The sequence below is a fragment of the Streptomyces marokkonensis genome (assembly GCF_008312835.1).
Lineage (GTDB): Bacteria > Actinomycetota > Actinomycetes > Streptomycetales > Streptomycetaceae > Streptomyces > Streptomyces marokkonensis_A.
In genome coordinates this window covers 30,050-53,855 of record NZ_VSKS01000020.1, presented here as the reverse complement: position 1 = coordinate 53,855, position 23,806 = coordinate 30,050, and the positions used below count along the sequence as shown (strand labels likewise).

Sequence of the window (23,806 nt, the reverse complement as noted above, 5' to 3'; positions counted from 1 at the left end):
GACGGGGTGAGGGTCACCGGACACGACGCGAAGAATTTGACGCGGCCCCGAGACCACCCCTACAACTACACACATGACATTCATTTTCAACAGCGCGAGGCGCTGATGAGAATCGCGTTCGTCGGCAAGGGCGGCAGCGGCAAGACCACCCTGTCCGCCCTCTTCACCCGCCACCTGGCCCACTCCGGCGCCCCGGTCCTCGCCATCGACGGGGACATCAACCAGCACCTGGCCCAGGCGCTCGCCCCCGGCGAGGACAACCCGTCGACACCCCCTCCCCTGGGCCCGGCCCTTTCCGACATCAAGGCCTACCTGCGCGGCACCAACCCCCGCATCGCCTCCCCCGACTCCATGATCAAGACGACCCCGCCCGGCCGGGGCTCACGTCTTCTGCGTCTCCTCGGCGACGACGCACTGCACTCCCGCCACGTCTCCCGGGCCGGCGGAGTGCCCCTGATGGTCACGGGCGAGTTCGACGAGAGCGACCTGGGGGTGGCCTGCTACCACTCCAAGCTGGGCGCGGTGGAGCTCTACCTCGGCCACCTCGTCGACGGCCCCGGCGAGTACGTCGTGGTCGACATGACCGCCGGCGCCGACGCCTTCGCCTCCGGCCTGTTCACCCGCTTCGACATGACCTTCCTGGTCGCCGAGCCGACCCGCAAGGGCGTGTCGGTCTACCGCCAGTACCGCGACCACGCGCGCGAGTTCGGCATCCCCCTCGCGGTCGTCGGCAACAAGGTGACCGGAGAGGACGACCTCCTCTTCCTCAAGGAACAGGTCGGCGACGACCTGCTGACCCACCTGGTGCAGTCGGACTGGGTGCGCGCGGCGGAACAGGGCCGGGCCGCGTCGGAAGCGCTCGACGCTCTGGAGCCGCACAACCGCCATGCCCTGACCGTCCTGCGCGAAACGGTGGACGCGCGGTCCCGCGACTGGGAGCGGCTCCACCGCCACGCCGTGGAGTTCCACCTCCGCAACGCACGCGCGTGGGCGGACGCGCGCACGGGCGAGTCCCTGGCGGACCAGGTGGACCCGGACTACGTACCGGGCCCGGCGGCCCTGTCCTGAGGCCCTCTTCCGCCCCCTCTCCGCCTCTCTCCCTTCCTCCTCCTCTCCTACCGAGAACGGACCCCTCCATGTCCCTCGACGTCTCCCCGAAGCTCCTCGCCGAAGCCGAGCAGGGTGACATCCGGGAGCAGGACTTCGTGGACACCGTCCGCACGTCCCTGCCGTACGCCTACGACCTGATCGCCTCCCTGGCCGCGGAACTGAAGGCCGGCACCGCCGACTTCACCGACAACCAGACCCCTCCCCCGTCCGAGAAGGAACGCGGCCAGCTCCTCCGCGCCCTCGCCAGCGACGCCATCCGCGGCAGCCTGGAGCGCCACTTCGGCGTGACCCTGGCCTTCCAGAACTGCCACCGGGTAGCGGCGTTCCGCCCGGAGGCGAGGGGCGGGGACAGGCACGACCGCTTCACCTCGGTCCGGTCCCAGATCCTGAACCAGTCCCCGGAGTTCAGGGACTGCTGAACCACCCCACCGGCTACTCGATCCCCGTGGCATCGAGTAGCCGGACCACGTCCTTGCGCCCGTATCCGAGCAACCGGGCCCGGTCGGCCGCCATCACCACCAGGTGCGCGACGATCTCCGCCGCGTGTCCGTTTTTGGTGTCGGTGTCGAACCACTCCTGGGGCTTCTCGACCCCCAGGCTGTTCATCACGAGCCCGTGATCGCGACGGATCTCCGCGACCGTGCCGGCGACCGCTTCCATCAGTGTCTTCCCCGGCCGCTCGCACTCCAGGGCGAAGCACCCCCGGTCGACCGGCACACACCCCTCCGGCGGACGCGCCCGCAGCCCCGCATACCGCTCGTCCGTGAACCCCGAGTCCCGGAAGTCGTCGTGCACCAACGAGAACCGGTGGAACCCGGGCGGCACGGGAGGAGGCGGAGGCGTGTACTCCCACCCGGCGTCCTCGTACAACTGCCGCTTCACCTCTTCCTCTTCGGCATGCGTCACGGTGAAGCCGTTGGCCTCGTTGCGTCCGGTCGTCGTGCCGTCGGCGTTGCGGTGGAAGGCCAGTCCCATGGTGTGCTCCCGTTTCCGTGCTGAGAATGGACAGCAAGTCCCGTCACCAGCTCGAACGGCCCGCGGGCCGGGCAGGTGCCCACTCCCCGGAGCACCATCCGATCGCGTGAAAAAGGGCGCGGCGGGAACTGCCCGGCTCAGCCCGATGAACGGTTGTTACGCTCCCCCGATGAGGATTCCGGGCCCCGAAGAGATCCGCGCGCTGCACGAGAGGCACGCGCCCACCCCCGAGGCGTTCGCCCTCGTCCACACGCACTGCGAGATCGTCTGGAGCGTCGCCGAGCAGCTTCTGGCCGCGCCCCACCTCGCCCACCTGGACGCCGGGCTGGTCCGCGCCGGCTGCCTCCTCCACGACATCGGCGTCTACCGCCTCTACGGCGACGACGGACGTCTGGACCACGAGAACTACATCCGGCACGGCCTGCTCGGCCACGAGATCCTCGAGAGCGAAGGCTTCCCCGAGCCCTTGCGCCGTTTCTGCTCCCACCACACCGGAGTGGGCCTCACCCGGCACGACGTCGTGTCCCAGGGCCTGCCCCTCCCGCCCGGCGACTACCTGGCGGTCACGGAGGAGGAAAAGCTGGTGATGTACGCGGACAAGTTCCACAGCAAGTCCCGGCCGTCGGCGTTCCTCTCCCCCGACGAGTACGCCACCCACGTCCGCCGCTTCGGCGAGGACAAGGTGACGGCCTTCAAGGCCCTGCGCACGCGGTTCGGCGACCCGGACCTCACCGGGCCGGTGCCGGGCACCGGATCGGGGGGATGCGCGGCGACGTCAGCCGTTCAGGCGTAGGGACCGGGGACCCGGGGCGGACGTCACCGCTGTTCGGCCCCCTCGCCGGCCCGCACCCTGCCCGGGGGTGTCTACTGCTCCGGCATGTGTGCGTCCGGCGCGTCCGGACGGTGGTCGGGAAGGCCCGAGCGGGCGGCCGCCTCGTGGCGCACCCGCAGGTATTCCAGGTGCCGCTCGTACTGGTCGAGGCTGTCGGCGATGAGTTGTTCCTTGGTGTAACCCATCACGTCGTAGTCCTGGTTGCCCTCGGCGAGCCGGACCTCGAAGCGTACGTAGGTGTCGTGCGTGCTGACCGACCGGGTGGCGAACGCCGGGGTCGGCAGCTCGACCGGCCAGACCTCGTAGAGGAAGGTGTCGCTGGGGCCGGTCGGCACCCGCAGGCCGGCATGGGTGAGGCCGTTCTCCTCGACGGTGCCTTCCAGGACCTCCGCCTCCACTCCTTGCTGCCGCAACTCCTCGGCGACCTCCTGGAAGGCGGGGCGGCACACCTGGTCGACGAAGCGTGCGGCCGCCCGCCTGCTGGGGAACGCCATCGCGCGCGCCAGCCGGTGCCGCCAGTTCGGCGCACCCGGCAGACCGTGCTGCGGCATACGTCCGGAAAGCGAGGCGGGCAGCGTGGTCACCCTCGCCTCCACCTTCATGCGCTCGGTGCGCAACGCCAGATAGAGCCCGGCCATGATCAGGAACATGACGAAGGAGAAGGGCAGCCCCATGATGATGGTGGCGTTGGTGAGCGCCTGCACCCCGCCCACGATGAGCATGGCGAGAGTGAGCAGCCCTGTCGCCACCGCCCAGAAGATGCGCAGCCACGGGGGCGCGTCGGTGACCGGGGTGGGCAGTTCGGCGCTGAGGTTGCCCATGACCAGGGCCCCGGAGTCCGCGGAGGTGACGTACAGCAGCAGCCCGACGAACGTCGCGAGTCCGGCGCTGAACAGGAATCCCGGATACTGCTCCAGGAGGCTGTAGAAGCCCTGCTCGGGGATGTTCATGGCCGTTTCGCCGAACTCGGCGTTCCCGTCGCGCACCACGAACAGGGCGCTGTTGCCGAAGATCGCCAGGAAGAGACCGGTGAAGAGGAACGGGATGACCAGCGTCGCCGCGACGAACTCGCGCAGGGTGCGGCCGCGGGAGATGCGGGCCAGGAAGAGCCCGACGAACGGCGCCCAGGCGACCCACCAGGCCCAGAAGAAGAGCGTCCACGCGTCCAGCCACTCGGTGGGCTGGTCGTAGGCGAAGGTGTTCAGGGTCATCGACGGGAAACGGCTGACGTAGTCACCCACGTTCTGGACCACGGCGTTGAGCAGCCGGAACGGTTCACCCACGACCAGGATGTAGAGCATCAGCAGGGTGGCGAGGAGGATGTTGAGCTGCGACAGCCTGCGGATGCCCTTGTCCACACCGGACGCCGCGGACGCGGTGGCCATCGCCACCGCGACGACGATCAGGGCGATCTGCGCGGCGAGCCCTTCCGGCACGTCGAAGAGGACCTTCAGTCCGTAGTTCAGCTGCACCACGCCGATGCCGAGCGTCACACCGATACCGAAGACGGTGCCGATGACGGCCGCCAGGTCGACGGTGTCACCGATCCGCCCGTGGATCCGGCGGCCGATGATCGGATAGAGCGCGGAGCGGATCGCGAGCGGCAGCCGGTAGCGGAAGGAGAAGTAGCCGAGCGCCATGCCCATCAGCGCGTACATGCCCCAGCCCGTGATGCCGTAGTGGAACAGCGTCCACACCACGGCCTGCCGGGCGGCCTCGAGTGTCTCCGGGTCGCCCTGCGGCGGCGCGAGGTAGTGGCTGACGGGCCCGGAGACCGAGAAGAACATCAGGTCGATGCCGATGCCCGCGGCGAACAGCATCGCCCCCCAGGTGAAGAGGCCGTAGTCGGGCTTGGAGTGCTTGGGGCCCAGCTTGACCGTGCCGTACTTGGACACGGCGATGAAGACGACGAACAGCAGGTACAGGGTCGCGGCGAGGAAGTAGTACCAGCCGAACCAGCCGGAGATCTTGCCGACGGCCACTCCGATGGCCGATTCCGCACCTGAGGGGGTGATGATCGCCCAGATCGAGATCGCGAGGACGAGGACGGCCGACCCGAAGAACACCACAGGTTTGAGCCGGACCTGGCCCGTCGGGGCGTCCTCCGGGGGCATCTCCTCCGGCGTCGCTCCGGGGCCCTGCGCTCCAGTGGTCGACACGGTCGTGTTCCTCCTTCGCTGAGGGCCAGTACGTCGGCTGCCGGCGGCCGACGGCATCCGCCGGGGCTCCGCAGCGCGGAAGAGCCGTGGTCACCGCTCCGACGCCCGGGTGAGCAGGTCGGCGGCGCGTTCGGCGGCGAGCAGGACGGTCACCATGGGGTTGATGGTGGGCATCGTCGGGAACACCGACGCGTCGACGATGCGCACGCCCTCGGCACCGCGCAGTCTCAGGTGCGGGTCGCAGACGGCCATCGGGTCGTCCGCCGCGCCCATGCGGCAGGTGCCCGCCGGGTGGTAGACGGTGTGGGCCGCGCGGCGCCCGTACTCGGACAGGTCGGCGTCGGAGGTGACGTCCGGGCCGGGCGCGACCTCGCGGACGAGCCAGCCGCTCAGAGGATCGGTGGCGGCGACCTCCCGGGCCAGTTTGAGCCCTTCGACGATGGTGCGCTCGTCGTGGCCGTCGGGGTCGGTGAAGTACCGGAAGTCCAGGGCGGGGTGCTCGGCCGGGTTGGAACTGCGCAGCCACATGCGGCCGGTGGAGCGGGCCCGGGGCACGTTCGGTGTCATGCACACCCCGTACTCGGGGACGGGGTAGCCCAGACGTTCGGTGTTGACGGTGAACGGCACCTGGTAGAAGTGGAACATCAGGTCCGGGCGCGGCTGCCCCTTGTCGAGGCGCAGGAACAGGCCGGCATCGGAGTCCATCGCGGAGTTGGGCGGCAGCGGGCCGTCGGTCTCCCAGACGATCACGGACTCGGGGTGGTCCAGCAGGTTCTCCCCCACGCCGGGCAGATCGGCGTGGACGTTGATGCCCAGGCGGCGCAGGTCGTCGGCCGGGCCGATGCCGGACAGCATCAGCAGCCGCGGGGTGTCGATGGCGCCGGCGCACAACAGGAGTTCGCGTTCGGCACGCACGGTGGCGGGTTCGCCGTCGGCGCCGCGGACGGCGACACGCGTCAGCCTCCCCGACGCGTCGGTGAGCAGCCGGTGGGCCCAGGTCTCCAGGAGCAGGGTGAGGTTGGGGCGGTCCAGGACGGGGTGGAGGTAGGCGACGGACGCGGAGGAGCGCAGGTTGCCCTCCGGCTCGTAGGCCAGGGAGAAGAAGCCGGTGCCGTCGGCGAAGGGCTCGGCGTTGAAGTCGTCGATGACGGGGACGCCGAGGGCGCGGTGGGCCGCGGTGACGAAGTCCCTGGCGATGGGATTGCGGTCGGCCTCGGCCACCGGGACGATCTTGGTCTGCAGCCGGTCGCGGTACGGAAGGATCGTCGCCGGGTCCCAGCCGGTGCAGCCCGCCGCGACCCAGTCGTCGAGGTCCTGTGGCAGCGGCAGGAAGCTGATCAGCGTGTTGTGGGACGAGCAGCCGCCGAGCACACGGGCCCGTGAGTGCAGGATGTGGGAGTTGCCGCGTGGCTGTTCGACCGTGGTGTAGCCGTAGTCGAACTCCGTGCCGAGCAGGTTGATCCAGTTGCGCAGGCGCAGAATGCGCTCGTCACCGACATCGCTGGGGCCGCCCTCGATGACGCAGACGCGGCAGTCGGGGTCCTCGCTCAGGCGGGCGGCCAGCACGCAGCCGGCGGTGCCGCCGCCGACGACGACGTAGTCGTAGGAGGACTCCGCGCCGTGCGGGGTGGTGGAGGCCATGAAGTGCCTTTCTTCGGTGCCGTCGGTGCCGTCGGTGCCGTGGGGTCCGGCGGGTGGTGACGGGCTGTTCGTGCCGTGCCCCGGTCAGCCCTTGAACCAGCCGGAGGGTGCCGGAGCGAGGTTCTGGTAGATGTGCTTGGCCTCCTGGTATTCACGCAGGCCCGTGGGGCCCAGCTCGCGCCCGACGCCGGAGCGGCCGAAGCCGCCCCACTCGGCCTGCGGTACGTAGGGGTGGAAGTCGTTGATCCACACGGTGCCGTGCCGCAGCCGCTGGGCGACGCGCTGGGCGCGGCTCGCGTCGGAGGTCCACACACCGCCGGCCAGGCCGTAGCGGGTGTCGTTGGCCAGTGCCACCGCCTCGTCCTCGGTGCGGAACCGTTCGACGGTGACCACCGGCCCGAAGACCTCCTCCCGCACGATGCGCATGGAGCTGTCGCAGTCGGCGAAGACCGTCGGCAGCAGGAAGAAGCCGCGGCTGAGCGCCGGGTCGTCGGGGCGGGTGCCGCCGGTGACGAGCCGGGCGCCCTCCTCCTGGGCGACGGCGATGTGGCCCTCGACCTTCTCACGGTGCTCGGCGGAGCTGAGCGGGCCGCTCTCGGTCCCCTCCTCCAGGCCGTTGCCGAGACGGATCGCCCGGGCGCGCCGGGCGAGGGCGTCGACGAACCGGTCGTGCAGGGAGTCCTGGACGAGCAGGCGCGAACCGGCGGAGCAGACCTGCCCGGCGTGCAGGAAGGCGGCGTCCAGCGCGTAGTCCACGGCGGCGTCGAAGTCGGCGTCCCCGAAGACGATGTTGGGGTTCTTGCCGCCCAGTTCCAGGGCGATGTTCTTCGGCCCCTCGGCGGCGGAGGCCATGATGGCCCGTCCGGTGGCCAGGCCTCCCGTGAAGGAGACCAGGTCGACCTCGGGGTGGGCGGTCAGCGCCGCGCCGACGGTCGCTCCGGAGCCGAGCACCAGGTTGGCGACGCCGGGCGGGGCGCCGGCCTCCTCGATCAGCCGGATCATGGCGATCGTGGTGAGCGGCGTGGTCTCGCTGGGTTTGAGGACGAAGGTGTTGCCCGCGGCCAGCGCCGGCGCCACCTTCCACGACGCCTGCAGCAGCGGGTAGTTCCAGGGGGCGATGAGCGCGCACACCCCGACCGGCTGGTAGACGACGCGGCTGAGGACGTCCGGGCCGACGTCCACGACACGGCCGCCGTCCTTGCCCGCGAGTTCCGCGAAGTAGCGGAAGGCGTTCGCCACGTCCTCCACGTCGACGCGGGCCTCGGTCAGCGTCTTGCCCGTGTCGAGGGTCTCGGTGCGGGCGATCTCGTCGATGTCGCGCAGCAGCAGGTCGTGGACGCGCATCAGGAGGTCGGCGCGCCGGCGGGTGGGGGCGTTCGCCCAGTCCTCCTCGTCGAAGGCACGCCGGGCGGCACGCACCGCGCGGTCCACGTCGGTGGCGTCCGCCTCGTCCACGGTGGTGACGACGGAGGCGTCGTACGGGTTGACCACCTCCCGCCGCCCGCCGGCCGCGGCCTCGGTCCACTCGCCGTCGATGTACAGCTCGCCCATCGCGGGGGCCTCCTTCGCATCCGACCGGTACCGATCGGTTCGCCGGTCGGCGACACCGCCCCATCGTGCGGCCGGGGACCACGGGGCGCACGGCCACCGTCGCGACCGGGTGGCCGGGGTGACCCGGGCGGCCCAATGGGCGACCGGGACGCGGCCGGGGCGATGGGCGGCCGGGACGGGGCCGGGGAAGCCGGGAGCCGCGGTCATCCGGCTCCGGTGGTCGGTGGTCGGTGGTCGGCAGTCGGCAGTCGGCGGTCGGCGGTCGGCAGTCGGCGGTCGGCACCGACAGCACGCGGGCTGTCCGTCGTACGACACCACCGCACCGGCCCGTGCCCGTCCTGCGACACCAGCGCCCCCGCACGTGCCCTCGCCGTGCGGCATCACCCGATCGAGTGACCTTCCGCTCCGGCGGCATCACCACCGCGACGAACCGCCCTTTCGCCGGGAGCAGTTGTCAGGGGTGGGCGATATCCTCGCAAGGCGCTTGTGACACATGTGTCTTACGACCACGGGGGGTGTCCATGCACGGCCGCGACCAGAATTTCCCTCAGGACTGCCGGGGCGGTCACCCGGGCATGTCGACCGAGGCGGGTATCGACGTCCAACGACAACTGGAGTCACTGATCCAGGACTTCCGGGCCGGCGACGCTCCCATGCCGGTGATCGTGCTGCACGCCGAGGATGCCGACGACGACGGCCGCGTCACCGAACTCGTCGACGAACTGCGCGAGGGGCAGCAGCGCCACGGTACGCGCCTAGCCGTCGCGCCGACCGAGCCGCAGCCGGGAAACCTCGACCCCACGGCCCAGGCCGTGCGGCTCCTGCGCGACCTCGGCGACAGCCGGAAGTGGGGCGACCGTTCCGCCGCCTACCGGCCCTACTCCTTCCCCCGCCTGGGCCTCGTACGTGCCCTCCAGGAAGCCACCGACGATCCGGAGATGCGCGAGCACTGGCCGACCGCCCCGGCGGGTACTCCGGACGGGAACGCCCAGCGGGAGCAGGCCCAGACGCACCTTCTGCGCATCCTGGCCCGGCAGCGCTGGCGCCCCCGCAGACCCTCGCGCCGCAACCGGCAGGTGCTGCTCAACGACGTGCAGCAGTTCCTCCCCATGGGTGTCCTGGGAGCGTTCACCGCGCTGCTCACCCGTCCCGAGTGGTACGTCGCCGTCCTGGCGGGCATCGGACTGATGATCCTGCTCGCCGCCCTGAACCACGTTCCCGGACGCGCGCCCCTCTTCCTGTGGCTGCGCAGGGAGAGCCGGTGGTTCCTGACCACGACGTTCCTCCAGTCCGCCGCCCGCCGCCAGTCGACGAGCGTGCGGCTCCTGCGGCCCGTGCGCTCCTGGCGGGCCATAGCGGCCCGCGCCTACGACGTGGCCGAGGCCATGCGCGAGGGCGGTCCGTTCCCCCTCCAGTTGTACGTGCTGGCGCTCTTCGAGGATCTGCGGGACAGCCACCGGCGCGGCAGCTGGGACCTGCGAGGGCTGAAGCGGACCCGGCCGCCGGTGCTGTTCCTGCGCCGGGTGGGCCGGGAGAACGGCGGCATCGAGCTGATCAGGGCGGTCAGTGACGTCCGCAGCCGGCGCAGCGAACTCGACCCGCTGCTGATCGTGGCGGGCGTGGCGGCGGATGACGCCGCGCTGCTCGACCGGGGCACGGACGGAAGCGCGCCGGTCAACCGACCGCAGCCGCAGCCCCCGCTCAGGTCCCAGCCCTTGCGCCTGCAGCAGAGACTGCGGCACTGGTACGACGAATGGGCCGGCAACCTCCGGGCCGATCAGTCGCCGAGCAGGACCAACGCCCTGCCCTGGGTGCTCAGGATCCCGCTGCCCCGTGACGAGCTGGTGCAGCTGCGCCAGACGGACTGGCGGTGCGTGCGGGCCGGGCACCGGCCGTCCGTGGCCCGTGTCGTGTGGTCGGCGCACAGCCTGATCGTGGTCCTCGCCCTCGCCGCCACCGTCGGCGTCGTCCACGCCCGCGAACTGCACCGGACGTACTGCTCGGCGGGCCTGCTGACCGCCGACCGCGACACCGAGCGGCGTCCCGCGCCCGGGGGCGGTACGGAGTGCGTCGGCATAGCCGCCGGGGACGTGCGGTTCGGCGCTCACCTCTCCGGCGGAGCCGACGAGGAGGGCGGGAGGCTGCGCCAGCTGGAAGATCTGGTGCACGCGGAGAACGCCGAGGTGCTGCGCGACCACCCCGGCGCCTACGTCACGGTGGTGTACGCGGGACCGCTGAGCTCGTCGCCGGTGGACCCGTCCCTGGTCAAGGGCGCCGAGGAGCTGGCCGGCGTCTACCTCGCCCAGCGCGTCGTCAACGAGAACTACCGGGTGAAACTGCGGGTACTGCTCGCCAACGGCGGCGCGGACATGGGCCACCAGAGCGTCACGGCCGACGCGATCGCCGAGTACGCCGACCGCGACCCGACCGTCGTCGGCGTCGTCGGCTTCGGCCGTGACCTGCAGAGCAGCCCCGACGTGACGCGCCGGCTCCACTCGGCGGGACTCCCCGTCGTCTCCGGCACCAACTCGGCGACCTACCTGCCGAAGGAGTTCTCCAACTGGTTCAGCCTCGCGGCTCCCGACGAGCACCAGGCGGAGGCCCTCGGTCTCGTCGCCCGGCAGCTGCGCGGCCGGGACAGGGCCCCGCACGCCCTGGTGCTGGCCCGTGACACGGAGGAGTCGCAGGACCGTTACACCAGCGAACAGGCCCTCTACGGCGGCGAGATGCTGAAGCGGGAGGGCTTCCGGATGCTGCCCGCGCAAAGCTACCGGGTGGCGAACGGCAAGCCCGAGCTGCGGCTGCACGCGGAGAGCATCTGCCGCGGGGAGAACGTCCCGTCGGTGATCTACTTCGCGGGACGGGTCGAGGACATCGGGCCGCTGATGACCCAGCTGGGCGTCGAACCGGGCTGCGCGAACCGGGAGATCTCGATCCTCACGGGTGACGACCTGAGCAAGGCCAAGTTCTCGGGCACGGGCGGCCGGGACGGCGTGGCCCCGCGGATCACGCTGTACCACGCCGCCCTGGCCGAGCTGCGGGAAGCGGCGTCCGGGACCGCCTTCTACCAGGACGCCGTCGAACACCTCCCCTGGCTCGAGGACGGGGAGGCCACGTACGACGCCGCCGACTTCGCCAGCGGTCAGACGGCCCTCGCCCACGACGCCACGCGTGCGCTGTACTGGGCGGCCAGCCTCGGAGACGTACGCCAGAGCCGCGCCGCGACCTGGATCAACCTGAGGGGCGTCAAGCTCGACGGGATGGCCACCGGAACGATCGACTTCACCGACGCGCCCCTGTACGGCGAACGGCACGGCCACAGCATCGTCCTCGCACGGGTCCGGAGAACCCCGGAGGGCGTCTCGAAGGCGGAGGTCCTGTGCAGCAGACCGGCGGGCGACACGAAGCCGCTGGACGTGAAGGAGTGCTCGATCAAGTGAGCGGGCCGCCGGGCGCTGCACCCGGGGGGCACGGCGCCGGCCGCCGTTCAGGCGTAGAAGTCGGGAATCACGTGATCCGCCGCCCCGACGACCTCCTCGACACGCAGGATCTCTCTGCACACGGCCCCGCCCTCCGCGATCAGCAGGTCGGGGAGATGCGCTTCGTAGAAGCGGAGGTGGCCCACCGTGCCCACGGTCGTCGTCCGGGCGCCGAGCCACCGCACGATCCTGCGCAGATCGTCGAACTCGTCGGGATGCGTCTCCTGCCGCACGGTCAGCGCCCATCCCGCACCACCGGGGTGCAACTCCCCGACCAGCGCGCCCCCGATCCGCAACGCCGCGCCCCGAGCCTCCCACAGGGGGTACTCGTATCCGTCGCCCTGCTGTCCGCCCTCCATCCCCAAGTGCCATCGCAGCAGGGCGAGGTCCTCGGGCGGGAGCGAGCCCGGAAGGTGGAGCGTGAGCTGGAGTTCGTAGATGTCGGCCACGGTCGGCATGCTACGAGTGCGGGCACGAACAGGGCAAAGCCCGCGTGCGCCCACGTGCGTTGATCTACCGTGACGGCATGACACAGAAGTCCCTTCCCAGCCTCACCCCGACCGGCACCTGCTGGTGCGGCTGTGCGAAGAAGGTCGGCACCGGATCGTTCTTCGCCCCCGGTCACGACAAGGTGGCGGAGGCGGCTCTGCTCGCGGTCGAGTACGGCTCCTCCGTCGCCCAGTTGCTCCACGGACACGGATACGGCCCGGGCCACTCGGTCAGCGCGCGTGCCGTGTCCGAGGGTGTGTGGCTCACGTGCCCCGCGTGCGACTACGTCGGCGCGCCGGCGAGCATCACCAACCACACGAAGAAGGCGCACGCCGCCGCGATCGGTGACCATGCGCAGGGGGCGGAGCGTTGACCGAGCCGACCGGCAGCCAGCGTGCCGATCTCGAGAAGGCCGTGCGCACGTACGGCGGCCACTGGGACACCGAACGCGCCCTGCGCGCGCTGCGCGACGCAGGCCACGACCCACAGGACAAGCACACCCGCCAGATCCTCCGGGACCTCGCGAGCGAGGGCCTGCTGGTGAAGGTGGAGGACTGGCCGGTCCGCTACAGCGCGGTGCGGGCGGACTGAGACCACAGCCACATGACAGACGAAACAAGCGGGGCGGAGCTCACGGATGTCCCGCACGCACTGGTCATCGATCTGACCGAGGTGCGGAACGCCGAGGAGCTCCACCGGCTCCTCCAACGGGATCTGCGGTTCCCCGACTTCTACGGCCGGAACTGGGACGCGTTGTGGGACGCGGTCACCGGCCTCGTCGACCTGCCGCACGAGCTGACCTTCACCGGCTGGGCCGCCTTCTCGGCCGCCCTTCCAGCGGAGGCACGCACGCTGCGCGGACTCTTCGACGACTACCTGCGTGCGTCCGGCCAGTACCTCGCCGTGCCCCGCCGCATCCACTACCGGTAGGCACGACCACCCGCCCTGCGGTGTTCTCAGCCGACCCTCTTCCACTCCTGGCACCGGTTCGTCTTGAGGTACTCCCCGTTGTTGAGCGTCACCCGCCCCTGCCCGTCAAGGTTGTTGTTGGCGATGATGGAGTCGAACTCGCCGCTGGCGTCCTTGGCCCGTTCCCAGTGGCAGCCGAACTCGCCCCCCGCCCCGGCCGTTTTGTACGTGCCGGGCTTGATGTCCTCGCCGACCAGGTACTCGCCCTCGCCGAAGAAACGGGTCGCCGGGCCGGGCTTCTCGGTCTTCTTCGGCTTCGCCGTCACCGTCTCGGTCTCGGTGACCGTGGGCGCGGGCTCCGCCTCCGCGGTCTCGGTGACGGTGGCCGTCGCTTCGCCGGTGTCCGCCGAGCCGCTACTCGTGCCGATACCGACGCCCATATCCTCGTACGGGACGAGGTGTGGCTGGTGCGCAACGCGACGCGGACCGAGCACGACGGGGCCCGGGTCGAGGCGGTCGGGGCGTCGGGCTTCGTGCGCGACCAGGAGGCGGTGTTCTTCACCGGCCTCGACCGCATCGAGCTGCTCGACCGAGGCGGACCCGCCTGGTGCGGGACGACTCGCCGAACTGCCGCCGCTCGCGCCTGTTCCTGGAGGCGGTGCTGCGCAAGACGCCGCTGCCGGAGTCCGAACGGGGCCTGCGGGCGTCGGCGTCAGGCACGGTCTGACAGCCGGTCAATCGCCGCTGCGCCTCCGGCTGGACGGGCCCGCTCACCGGGTGTGCCGACGAGGCAGGACCCCTCATCACAGGCCCCCGGAAGGGGACATCCCGGCCCCGGCCCGAGTGCGGCTCACTTACGGTTCATCAGGACGAAGAGGTCCCATCGGGGTTCTCGGGAGTCGTCGAGGGCCCGCCGTCCGCCGGCCCCGCGTAGTCCGGGCTGGTGAACCTCGGCCGTGTGCGGTGGGAGGGTCCCTCTTCCGGGCTGGTGAACGATGGCCGGTGATAGCCGAGGAGCGGAACACGGCTGGACGGTTCGGACGGTGCCGTACCGCGCATCGCGGCCGGCGTGCCCGGATCGGAGAGGGCGTCTCGCAGGAAGGGCACGATCCCCCGCTCCAGCAGCGCCTCGCGCCAGGCCTCCCTGGCCAGGGCCACCTCCTCCCTCAGTTCGTCGTCTCGTCCGGTCTCGATCCGGGGCCTGTGACGCAGGGCGGTGACCAGCAGCACGACGCCGGCGACGACGACCGCGGCTCCCGTGACCACGCCGGAGATCCATCCAACGGTGAGGAAAACGTGGGCGAACACCGACGTGGGGACAAAGACCTTCAGAAGGAAACCCACGAGCAGGGAGAACACCGCGACAACGCCTGCCAGCACGGGGGCGAGCACCGCGACGATGTCGGCGGCACCCGCGCCGCCGGGCTCGTGGAACTCTCCCACGGTGGCGGCGAGACCCACCACGCCGGCGCTGGGGTCCTCCGATCCCCCTGCGTGAACGGACGAGGTCGCGGACGGCGGCAGGCCGCTCAGTCCCTCGCGGACCGACACATAATGCTGGTACTCGGTCGCCGCGGCCGCAGTGATGATCGCGGTGGCGTTGAGCGCCATGGTGCGCAGTTGTTCGGTGTTGAGCCGCGGGCCGAGGTGGGCGAGTCCCGGGAGGTGCGGGGCTGAGCGCAGCGCCTCATCGAGGATCCTCTCGTATTCCTGGCGGTCCTTGCTCAGTAGGTGCTGCGGCGCCGGCCCGGCCCGGCGCGAGTCGTACTCCTGGCGGTCGTCGCTCGACGCGCGTCGCGGAACACTGCCGCCCGTGTACCGGGAGCGTGGCCTCCGGGGCCGGGTCGGTGGCGGGGGACCCGGTGTGTCCGGAAGGGAGGAGAAGTAGCTTGTGCCGTGGGTATGCGGCGCTTTCGCATTCCCCATCGGCTCGGTACGCGAGGATACGGGGGACGCCGACGGGCGCGCCTGGACTCCCAGGAGCGAGGTCAGCAGACGGCGCCCCAGGGGGAGCCGGCGCTGATGCGCCACGGCGGAGGGCCGGTTGCCCCGGCGGTCGGCACCCAGGACCGCAGCCGCGAAACGTCGGCTCATGGAGGGGCGCATCATCGTGTCGTCCCTTCCTCGCCGGTGACCGGTCCGTGCCGATGGCGCAGCGCCCCCTCGGTGGTCGCACCGCCCGGCCCGCCCGGGGGATCCGCCAGCCGGCCGTTCGGTTGCGGATCGCGGGCTTCGACGCCCGTCCGGAGGCCGGTGGCGAAATCCGGGCTCGCGTAGTCCGGTCCCGGGAGATCCGGTCGGCGGCGTGCTTCGACGTCCACGGAGGCAGCGGGCACGGTCGGTGCCGACTGCGTCGGGGTGGCCGTTGCCGGGGCCGGCTGCGTGACGGGGGGCTGAGGCCCAGCGCCGGCCGGTGCCGGCCGTTCGGTGGGGGGCGCGGCTTCCGGAAGACCTGCGGAGGTGCCCTCTTCCGCGGCCGTCCCTGCCTGCGGGACGCCGTTGACCGCATCGCCGATCGACTGGACACGGCCGAGCTGAGTCAGGATCACCGGGGCCGAGAGGCCGACGACCATGGCCGCATACGCTCCGCTGACCTGTCCGGTGGTACCGAAGAGCACTGCTGCCCCGGCACCCATCGCGCTGTGCACGACGGCCGCGACGGGGTCGGCGACCGGGTCGAAGTAGTCCAGGAACCTGGGCGATTCACTCCCCTGCCCGGTGAGTGACTGCCGATGGGCACGACGGTCCGACTGCCAGTCCAGGAACCGGTTGTAGACATCGAGGAGCCCGCGTAGTGCACCTCCCGCCGCACCCAGCAGGATCAGCATCGGCACGTCCACGACTTCCCCCGGGTGGTACAGACTGCCTGCCTCCGGTGTATGGAGCCTGCCGCCCGAGCATAGGGGCACGCGCCGGAACGACGGAAGATCCAGCACCCACGCGGGCTCACGGAGAAGCCCGTCTTCGCGCCTGCTGAAGACCCGGCGGCCACGGCGAGATTGGGTGAGCCGGAGTTCACGCCGACGGGGGCAAGGGGCCGGGTTCGGTCCCGGGCTGCCCGTCGGAGGCCGAGGCGATGCTGCGGGGCGGGCGCCGGGCAGGCGGAGGTGCCGTCGGACCATCCGGCTGGTTTCCGCTGCACTCTTCGAGATGCACGACAAATGGAGCGCCTCACCCCACCCCTCGAAGGCGATATGGGTGATATCTACCGCAAACTCTCTTCTAGTTCCTCCGTTGCTACCCAACGCACCCAAATCCATGGCCAGTTGATCACCAACACCATGACGAGGGATACTGCCTGGCGGGTGCGTGTTCCCGACCGAGTGGCGCTCGCTTCAATATCCTCCCGTGCGGGTCACTGGAGGCCATATATCCAACGATTACTGGGCAGTTGACCTCAAGGTTTCGTGGTAGCGTCCTCGCCCGGAGGGACAGTGCAACCTGAAAGGGAAATCGTGAACACGGAGAAGATCGCCGCGCGCCGCCTCTCGCTGGAAGAGGTGACGAAGCTCGGCGTGAAGGACAGGCTCTTCGTTTCCGCCGACACGAAAGAACTCAAACTTCCCGACTGCTATGTCCCTGCTTTTCTGACCAAGCCCGGTGAGCATTTCGAGGGCGGCTCGATCACGGCGAGGACCGTATTCCAGGAAGAGGTCTCCTGCCTTCCCGACGACGAGAACGAAGCCGGGATCTACGTGGCCGACGAGAGCGGTCCGGTGACCATCGAGGTCCTCCAGTCCGCCGGTGTCGTGCTGGACCTGGCACTCTTCGTCCCCGGTGGGGACAAGGGGTCCCTCACGGCCCTTTACGCCGCGGTCCGGCAGGCGTTCGGCGCCGACGTCGTGCAGATTTGGCGCCAGGGCCTCAAGGAGGTTCCCGACGTGAAGGTCGACATCTTCGAGGAGCAGATTCCCCGGGGGCGCAAGGCGAGCGACAGCCCCAAGCGTGACCGTCGCGCGATCGACACCTACCCCACCCGTGCGGACTTCATCGAGTTCTCCGCGGGGTGGAAGCCGGTCGTTGAGATTCACAAGCCGGTCGTCGACGACACCCCGACCATCTGAGGCGGCGTCACCTCTCGTCCCACCCGACCGGGATCCAAGCCTGAAGTTGTTCTGTGACAGCCCACAGGGCTTCGGTGCCGGCGCTTCGCACAGTCCCTCATCTCGCGCTTCGATAGGTGCGAAGGGACTGGCATGCCAGGGCGCCGGCTCCGATCTCATGAGGTACGAGCAACGACCGAGGGCCGCACTCCTCGCGCGGGGAGTACCGCCCTCGGTGCATGGGGTGACGAGGCCCAGCCGCCGCCCGGCACGGTGATGAGCTCCATGGCGTGGCCCGCCGGGTCCATGAAGTACACGCCGCGGCCACCGTCGTTGTGGTTGATCACGTCGGGCTGCTTGGCTGCTCAGACGCGACAACGCCGGCAGGGAAGACGCCACAGGAGCGACGCATCGGGTCCCTGCTCCCCATGGGGGGGCGCCCTCCACTAGGGCGCCGCCAACACCTGAGTGGCAGCACAGCTCCTCCTGAACTCAAACCCGCGGTAGCAGACGAGGGTGCAGGCGATGCTCATCGCACCGGCTCAGCCGGCCGAAGTGTCCTGTGCCGCCTCGCGTGCTTCGGTGAGGGCTCGCTGCCTGAGGTTGCCGCCGAACAACTGGATCGTGGTGGCGGCCAGGACGTCATCCCTGCCGATGGTCCGCCCGTCCCCCCTGCGGGTGGACAGGGCCAGGAGGGGATCCTTGAGGGACGGGGGTGGGGCCGGTTCGCCCGGCATCACCAGGGCGACCGAACCGAAACGTTTGACCCCGCCCTCGCGGACGACCATGGCCGCGTCCCGGGCGAGGTCCGTCAGGAACACGCTCGCGATTCCGTCCAGGTCGCGGACCATCACCGGGACGGCCGTCACCCCCCGGCTCCGCAGCAGCTTCCTGACCCCGGCCTCGAACCTGTGGGCGCCGATCACGGCACTCGGTCGACGCGACCTGCTGCGCTTGGGAGAAGGCACGATGACACCCTCGGCGTCGTACAGGACACCGGTCAGGCCTTGGAACGTCGGGCTGTGGTCGTACCACTTGGTCCCCACCTCGAGCTCGACGTTCCGGTCGATCGCCGAAAGAAGGTCCCCGGGAACCAGCTTCCTCCGGGACTCCTCTGCCGCCGCTCTCCTCGCGCCGTCGATGATCTCCGTCAGCACTGTCCGCGTCACCGACGCGGCGGCCCGCGCGGCCGGCCGGGAGACGTGCATCGGGGTCACGTCCCTGAACACTGCTTTGACGAGAGGAAGCTTGAACGGCGGGACATCCATGACCGAGGCGGTTTCGGGACCGCTGCGCTCAGGGCGTGCGGGCTGTGCGGTCATCGGAAGAAACGCTCCCTGCTGTCGGATTATTCAGAGGCCCACACTGCACCACGGGCGCTTCAGGCCCGGGCCGGGCCTGAGGGTTGAGCGTCCGTCCGGAGAGTCGTGGCCGCGGACGTCTCGGCCAGGGCCATCGCCGCGAGGCCGCCGTAGCAGCCGCTCAGGAACGCCATCGTCCCGGTCCTCTCGGGCGGCCGAGCGACCACCTGCGTCAGTACGTCGACGACGGCCGGGCCGGCGATGCCGAACCGCGTCAACGCGAAGGCGGAAGCCCAGCGCAACTCGGCGATCGGGCTCTCCAGGTAGGGCTCGATGAAGGGGACGGTCGCCGCATCGCCGAGCAGGCCGAGGGCGACCACTCCCGTCGCCGCGGCGCCGGGCGAGACCTCATCGGCGACGAGCGCCTTCAACTGCGGGACCGACGTCGCAACGGACTCGGGGGCACAGGGCACATCGTCCAGGCCGGCGAGAGGGTCGTCATCCGTCACAGGAGGAGATCCTGGCACACCAGGATGCCGGTTCCGTCCTGCGGTTCGATGTGATCAGGCGATGGGCATGCGCTCACCCGCGCCACGGGGGTAGATGAACGCACGCACGTCAGTCCGTGCGGGAGCAGCGGCTCCGCCTACGGCGGCGACGAGCCCCGCCGATCCTGTGACTCAGAGGGCGCAAGGCCCCACGCTCGCAGGATGCCGCACCGCTCGTGGACTCCGGACTCCGGACACCGGACACCAGACACCGGCCGCTTGCCGTACAGGTGAGTTGTCCCCGCCTATACGCGCACCCACGCCAAGGAGCCGCCGCACCCGCCGGTTCACGAGACCGCAGCACCGGTTGCCGGTGGTCCCGATGACGTGGCCCTGCTCGCAAGCCGGCGAGGCGGCGTACTCGGACGCTTCCGCACCCTCGGTACGGAACACGAGCCGGACCCCTGAGCAGGCCTGACGCCTCGCCAACCCGGGCTGCACCCGACCGACTTGACCGGTGACGGAAGTGGTTCACTTGCTGCCGGGATCGCCCACCCGTAGACCGAAGGAAGCCATTGCGATGACCGCGTCCGTACCCCCTCCGCGCCCTCCCTCCACCCCGCCGGTCCCCGTCCCGGGCCGTCGCGCTCCCTCCCGCTGGGTCGCGCCGGTGGCGGCTGCCGTCGTCGCCGTCGGTGCGGGCATGGGCATCGGCTGGCTCCTGTGGTCCGGGCCGGACAGCGCGGCGTCCGGGACCGGCCTCGACAACGCGGCGGCCGATGCGGCGGGCGCCTGCCAGGCGTGGCAGCGGGTTCCGGCGTTCAGCGCGCTGTCCAGCGGCAACAAGGACGCCTCGACCCACTTCAACCGCGCCATCGGCGCCGCCTACCTGGCCCGCACCGCGGCCGAACTGGACGACCGCTACAAGGGTCTGGGCGAGGCCTTCCAGGAAGTCCACAGGCTCCTGCAGACCTACGAGGTGGAGGGCGCCGAAGCGGAGGCGGCCCACGAGAAGGTGACCGCCCTCTGCGCCGAACTGGACGACTGAGAACCAACGTCACCCGCGCGGTCGCGGGCCGGGGCCGACGCGGCGTTGGAATCCGTCCGCCCGGAATCCCGGAACGCCGGTGGGCAGGTGACCTCGCGGGGGAGGATGGCCGGCATGACGGTTGAAGGCCCCTCCATCGACTCCACCAGGCCGAGCATCGCCCGCGTCTACGACTACCTGCTCGGCGGCAAGGACAACTACGCAGTGGACCGGGAGGTCGGCGACGTGTTCCTCCGCGACCTCCCCGGCTCGGTGGCCATCGCCTTTGCCAACCGCGCGGCCCTGACACGGGCGATCGCGCAGATCGTGACGACCACCGGCATACGGCAGTTCATCGACCTGGGCAGTGGCCTGCCGACCGCCGACAACGTCCACCAGGTCGCGCAGGGGCACGCCCCGGAGTCCCGGATCGTGTACGTCGACAACGACCCCCAGGTGCTGGTCCACGGCTGCGCACTGCTGGAGCAGAACGACCGGACCCGGGTCGTCCGGGCCGACGTACGCGACCCCGAAGGCGTCCGCACCCACCCGGACACCCTGGAACTGATCGACTTCGACCGCCCCGTCGCCGTCGTCCTCAGCGCCATCCTCCACCACGTCAACGACGAGGAGGACCCGGCCGGGATCGTCCGCCACTGGCGTGACCACGTGCCGTCCGGGAGCCTCTTCTTCGTCAGCCACTTCCGTTCCGGCGACAACCCGGAGACCGCGGAGGCCGAGCGGGTCCTCCAGCGGACCTTCGGCCGCGGCCGGTGGCGCACCGGCGAGGAGATCGCCTCCCTGCTGGAGGGTCTGGAGATCCTCGACCCCGGGATCGTTCCCGCGCCCCTGTGGCGTCCCGACACGACCGCCAACCGTTGGAGCGCCGACGGCGCGCAGCCGGAGCTCAGCGTCTGGCAGCACCTCATCGTCGCCGGGCTGGCCCGCAAGGCGTAGTGGCCCCGGCGGGCGACGACCCATGGGGTGCTGGACCGGGCGGGGGTCAACAGGGGCGGGGCAAGGAAGTTGGACTCTCGACAGCGCCAAAGCGGCTAATATCGCCTGAGTCTCGGCGGGGGAGGGCATGGTGGCAGGCGCATCCGGTGACCACTCCACTGCCAAGGTGTGGGCACTGATCGGCGGAATCGCATCCGTGCTGTCGATCCTGGGCTGGCTGGGCTTGAACAACGTGGGCGAGCTGAAGGACTTGGTGGCCGACTCGCCCCCCTCCAGTTCCAGCCCAGCCCCGTACACGTCTTCGCCGGCCGTCCGCATCCCCGATGACTCCGGCACCGGTGAGGGGAGGACTGACACCGGTGAGGGGAGCACTGACGAGCCCGGCCCCGAGCCGTCGACACCCACTCCGGATCCCACCGGAGAGGCGTTCGAAGCCATCTCGGTCGGCGACTGCCTGGCCGTCTACGACACGGGCCGCGGGGGCACCACCAGCGTCGACTGGAGCGTCGGTGCTCCGCCGGACCCCGTGTCCTGCGCCGGCGAGCAGGCACAGGTCCAGGTGACCGCCCTCAACACGGCCTGCCCCACCGGCTATGGGAAGTCGTACTGGAGCCACCGGTCCGCCACCACCGGCGATACCACTAAGCTCTGCCTCACCCGCGTCTACCACGCCAACTACTGCATTCTCGGCCGGCAGTCCGGCGACTCGATCTCCCTCGCCCTGATGACGGCCGTGGCCTGCCGACGCGAGCCGGTACCCGTCCCGTACAACCAGATCATGCACATCACAGGGGTCTACCGCGCCCCGGCGGGCGCCGACGCGAACAACTGCCGCCGGGTGGCAGGCGACCAGACACGCTACTGGGCCGCCCTGGTGGACGACGGCGCCACGCTGCTGTGCACCACGATCTACCAGGGCAGCTGACCGACAGCTCAGTTCCCCCCAGCCGCCCGAGTACGCTCGCGGAAAGGCGGGTTCAGGCCCGTCTCCGTCGTCGTGACGGCCGTCAAGCCGGGTTCACCGAAACGGACGGCGTTGTCACCCGAAAGCCCTCACCCTGTGCGATTTCACCCCCCTTCACCTCTGTGCCGCATACCGTGAACCCCGCCGCCCGAACACCTCTCGGCACAACAGGGAGCGGCGCGGACATGCAGGTCACGGGAGACGGAGGAAGAACGGGATGACACAGGCCGCCGCAGGGAGCGAGCTGGACGAACGGGTGCCGGGGCGCCGGTGGACCGTGCGTCTGGACCCCGTCGGCCGAGGCAGCGCGGAGGTGCGCGTCTCATGCAGCCGACCCGCCTGTGCCGAGCGGCGTCTGCCCTCCGCGGCGGCAGGCCGTACGGCCGCGGTCGCCCACCTGAACGCGCACCTGCGCGCCACCCCCGCCCCCGGAGCCGATACCTACTGTGCCTGCCGGGCCGACGGCTGCCGCGCCCACCTCCCCGACACCGGCAGGCATGCGCGTACCGAACAACCCTGGCGGTGCGGCGGACCGGTCGTCCTGGCCGTGATCACCGACCGGGCAGGACGCTGGTGGCAGGCCCTGGAGTGCTGTTCGAGGTGTGCCGCCGCCACTCCCGGGGCCCGGACCGCGGCCACCTCCCCTCCGTCCGCACCCCGGACCGCCGGCCGCCCGACCCCCGCAGCGGCGGGCACGCCGCAGTTCTCCGACCAGCAGGTCACCACCCGGACGGGATGTCCGGCGCCCTTCCCCGTCCCCGCACCCCGCCCCGTACCCGCGCGGCGCCGCCGCCCGCCGGAGGCGAGGATCGGCCGGCGTGTCATTCCGCGCGACCTGCGGCCCGTGTCCCTGCGGGACGAACTCACCGAGCTCGGTGACCTCTTCCGCGCCTACCAGAAGCGCCCCGAGCCCGACCTGGCGATGCTGGCCAATCTCCAGGAACGCAAGGCCCGCGCCTTCCTCACCTGGTCCGACGTCAGTTGTGACGTCACCCTCCGGCTGGAGGCCCAGCGCGCCGAGCAGGCCGCCGCCGTCATCCGACGCCAGCACCAGCACCGCACCGGCTGTGTCCCGGAGGGCGAAGAACCGGGCGTGGCGCGCCTGCTGACCGTGCCGCCACAGTGGGAGTACGCGCGCACCGTCCTCGCGCACGTGGCCGGCCACACGCCGCTGCCCGGAGCGGAAGCACGGCTGCTGGTACTGATGCTGACCCTGCGCACCGCGCACACCGGCACCGGCAACCTCGTCGGCCAGGACGTCACCGCGCTGGGCCTGACCGACCCGGAGGACCTGGTCGAGCAGCTGACCGGCTGCGGCTGGCTGTCCCTCCCCGGCACAGTCGGCGACCTGCTCGCCTCCCGGCCGGAGAACCCCACCCCGGTCACCGTCCCCTCCCTGGTGCCCGACGAGGACGGGACGGGCCCGTTCACGTTCGGCAGGAAGACACGGCCCAAGCTCTCCGGCTGGGCCCAGAGAGTCGTCTCGGACAAGAAGCTCCGCAAGGCCAAGGCACCCGCCGGCGCCCGGCTGCTCGCCGTGACGCTGGCCACGTGGACGGACGACGTGGGGCGCCTCGGACCCGGCGGCCGGGGCGTCGCCCTGAACGCCCTCACCACCCGGGTCCCGGTCGGCACCGACGAACTGCGGGACCTGATCGACCGGCTGACCGCAGCGGACTGGCTCACCGACGCCGCCCTCACCGACACCCACCTCACCGGCCGGCTGACCGAACGTGTCCTCCCCCTCACCTGCCCCCTGCTGGATTGAGCTCCCGCCCTCCCTCTCCGCGATCGCGCCCGTGGGCGGGGCGCCGTCGCCCTGCCCACGGGTTCACCACCACTCCACGTCGGTGGTTCGGTCGTTCTCCCCGTCGGCGAGCT

22 protein-coding genes and 1 pseudogene are annotated in these 23,806 nt (G+C 70.9%); 12 read left to right on the top strand and 11 right to left on the bottom strand.

Annotated features, from left to right (window positions below):
* Nucleotides 1-105 precede the first annotated feature (105 nt).
* Together F1615_RS28260 and F1615_RS28255 are read left to right on the top strand one after the other, a co-directional pair.
* A complete protein-coding gene (locus tag F1615_RS28260; RefSeq protein ID WP_149551960.1) occupies nt 106-1,068 on the top strand; it encodes an ATP-binding protein in 963 nt (320 codons plus the stop codon).
* A gap of 68 nt (nt 1,069-1,136) precedes the next feature.
* Entirely contained in the window at nt 1,137-1,529 is a 393-nt protein-coding gene (locus tag F1615_RS28255; protein ID WP_149551878.1) for an SCO5389 family protein, read from the top strand.
* Nucleotides 1,530-1,542: 13 nt separating this feature from the next.
* Here F1615_RS28255 and F1615_RS28250 read toward each other — a convergent pair whose 3' ends face one another.
* The gene (locus tag F1615_RS28250) at nt 1,543-2,085 is read right to left on the bottom strand and encodes a hypothetical protein (RefSeq protein WP_149551877.1); all 543 of its coding nucleotides are present in this window, start codon (nt 2,083-2,085) and stop codon (nt 1,543-1,545) included.
* A gap of 169 nt (nt 2,086-2,254) precedes the next feature.
* Here F1615_RS28250 and F1615_RS28245 point away from each other — a divergent pair, with 169 nt between their 5' ends.
* Entirely contained in the window at nt 2,255-2,878 is a 624-nt protein-coding gene (locus F1615_RS28245; protein WP_149551876.1) for an HD domain-containing protein, read from the top strand.
* A 71-nt stretch (nt 2,879-2,949) separates the two neighbouring features.
* On the opposite strand, the gene betT is transcribed toward F1615_RS28245, so the two are convergent.
* The 3 genes from betT to F1615_RS28230 form a co-directional block, all read right to left on the bottom strand.
* Entirely contained in the window at nt 2,950-5,076 is a 2,127-nt protein-coding gene (gene betT, locus F1615_RS28240) for a choline BCCT transporter BetT (protein ID WP_280118910.1), read from the bottom strand.
* 90 nt (nt 5,077-5,166) lie between these two features.
* Nucleotides 5,167-6,717 (bottom strand): GMC family oxidoreductase, encoded by a 1,551-nt coding sequence (locus tag F1615_RS28235; protein WP_149551875.1) that lies wholly within the window; start codon nt 6,715-6,717, stop codon nt 5,167-5,169.
* An 84-nt stretch (nt 6,718-6,801) separates the two neighbouring features.
* Nucleotides 6,802-8,268, bottom strand: coding sequence for an aldehyde dehydrogenase family protein (locus F1615_RS28230; RefSeq protein ID WP_149551874.1), 1,467 nt, complete (start codon nt 8,266-8,268; stop codon nt 6,802-6,804).
* A 575-nt stretch (nt 8,269-8,843) separates the two neighbouring features.
* Here F1615_RS28230 and F1615_RS28225 point away from each other — a divergent pair.
* Nucleotides 8,844-11,708 (top strand): ABC transporter substrate-binding protein, encoded by a 2,865-nt coding sequence (locus F1615_RS28225; RefSeq protein ID WP_149551873.1) that lies wholly within the window; start codon nt 8,844-8,846, stop codon nt 11,706-11,708.
* A gap of 47 nt (nt 11,709-11,755) precedes the next feature.
* Here the strand turns inward: F1615_RS28225 and F1615_RS28220 are convergent, their stop codons facing one another.
* Nucleotides 11,756-12,205, bottom strand: coding sequence for a hypothetical protein (locus tag F1615_RS28220; protein ID WP_244328884.1), 450 nt, complete (start codon nt 12,203-12,205; stop codon nt 11,756-11,758).
* A gap of 68 nt (nt 12,206-12,273) precedes the next feature.
* Here F1615_RS28220 and F1615_RS28215 point away from each other — a divergent pair, with 68 nt between their 5' ends.
* The 3 genes from F1615_RS28215 to F1615_RS28205 are packed head-to-tail and all read left to right on the top strand — an operon-like array spanning nt 12,274 to nt 13,166.
* Nucleotides 12,274-12,609 carry a hypothetical protein gene (locus F1615_RS28215; protein WP_244328883.1) on the top strand — a complete coding sequence of 112 codons (336 nt, stop codon included), beginning with the start codon at nt 12,274-12,276 and terminating at the stop codon, nt 12,607-12,609.
* Nucleotides 12,606-12,827 (top strand): hypothetical protein, encoded by a 222-nt coding sequence (locus F1615_RS28210; protein WP_149551871.1) that lies wholly within the window; start codon nt 12,606-12,608, stop codon nt 12,825-12,827. Before F1615_RS28215 ends, F1615_RS28210 begins: the two co-directional genes overlap by 4 nt.
* 12 nt (nt 12,828-12,839) lie before the next feature.
* On the top strand, nt 12,840-13,166 hold the full coding sequence (locus F1615_RS28205) for a barstar family protein (RefSeq protein ID WP_149551870.1): 327 nt from the start codon (nt 12,840-12,842) through the stop codon (nt 13,164-13,166).
* 26 nt (nt 13,167-13,192) lie between these two features.
* Here the strand turns inward: F1615_RS28205 and F1615_RS28200 are convergent, their stop codons facing one another.
* The 3 genes from F1615_RS28200 to F1615_RS28185 all read right to left on the bottom strand — a co-directional run bounded on the left by F1615_RS28200 (nt 13,193) and on the right by F1615_RS28185 (nt 15,973).
* A complete protein-coding gene (locus F1615_RS28200; RefSeq protein WP_208818429.1) occupies nt 13,193-13,585 on the bottom strand; it encodes a hypothetical protein in 393 nt (130 codons plus the stop codon).
* A 424-nt stretch (nt 13,586-14,009) separates the two neighbouring features.
* Nucleotides 14,010-14,756 (bottom strand): hypothetical protein, encoded by a 747-nt coding sequence (locus F1615_RS28190; RefSeq protein WP_244328882.1) that lies wholly within the window; start codon nt 14,754-14,756, stop codon nt 14,010-14,012.
* A gap of 494 nt (nt 14,757-15,250) precedes the next feature.
* Complete coding sequence (locus F1615_RS28185; protein WP_149551869.1) at nt 15,251-15,973, bottom strand: hypothetical protein; 723 nt, start codon at nt 15,971-15,973, stop codon at nt 15,251-15,253.
* A gap of 627 nt (nt 15,974-16,600) precedes the next feature.
* Between F1615_RS28185 and F1615_RS28180 the strand changes: the two genes are divergently transcribed.
* Nucleotides 16,601-17,209: a hypothetical protein gene (locus F1615_RS28180; RefSeq protein ID WP_149551868.1), complete on the top strand. Its 609-nt coding sequence runs from the start codon at nt 16,601-16,603 to the stop codon at nt 17,207-17,209.
* Between the two features lie 230 nt (nt 17,210-17,439).
* Here F1615_RS28180 and F1615_RS36520 read toward each other — a convergent pair.
* The 3 genes and pseudogenes from F1615_RS36520 to F1615_RS28165 form a co-directional block, all read right to left on the bottom strand.
* Nucleotides 17,440-17,547: pseudogene (locus F1615_RS36520) on the bottom strand (VOC family protein); the annotation flags it as partial.
* A 183-nt stretch (nt 17,548-17,730) separates the two neighbouring features.
* Nucleotides 17,731-18,510, bottom strand: a complete 780-nt coding sequence (locus F1615_RS28170; protein ID WP_149551867.1) for a hypothetical protein — start codon at nt 18,508-18,510, stop codon at nt 17,731-17,733.
* A gap of 59 nt (nt 18,511-18,569) precedes the next feature.
* Complete coding sequence (locus F1615_RS28165; RefSeq protein WP_149551866.1) at nt 18,570-18,998, bottom strand: HEAT repeat domain-containing protein; 429 nt, start codon at nt 18,996-18,998, stop codon at nt 18,570-18,572.
* A 559-nt stretch (nt 18,999-19,557) separates the two neighbouring features.
* Between F1615_RS28165 and F1615_RS28160 the strand changes: the two genes are divergently transcribed.
* The 4 genes from F1615_RS28160 to F1615_RS28145 all read left to right on the top strand — a co-directional run bounded on the left by F1615_RS28160 (nt 19,558) and on the right by F1615_RS28145 (nt 23,693).
* Nucleotides 19,558-20,025 carry a hypothetical protein gene (locus F1615_RS28160; protein WP_149551865.1) on the top strand — a complete coding sequence of 156 codons (468 nt, stop codon included), beginning with the start codon at nt 19,558-19,560 and terminating at the stop codon, nt 20,023-20,025.
* Nucleotides 20,026-20,130: 105 nt separating this feature from the next.
* Entirely contained in the window at nt 20,131-20,961 is an 831-nt protein-coding gene (locus F1615_RS28155; protein WP_425385663.1) for an SAM-dependent methyltransferase, read from the top strand.
* A 127-nt stretch (nt 20,962-21,088) separates the two neighbouring features.
* The gene (locus F1615_RS28150) at nt 21,089-21,886 is read left to right on the top strand and encodes a hypothetical protein (protein WP_149551863.1); all 798 of its coding nucleotides are present in this window, start codon (nt 21,089-21,091) and stop codon (nt 21,884-21,886) included.
* A gap of 256 nt (nt 21,887-22,142) precedes the next feature.
* On the top strand, nt 22,143-23,693 hold the full coding sequence (locus F1615_RS28145; RefSeq protein WP_149551862.1) for a hypothetical protein: 1,551 nt from the start codon (nt 22,143-22,145) through the stop codon (nt 23,691-23,693).
* The last annotated feature ends 113 nt before the right edge of the window (nt 23,694-23,806 follow it).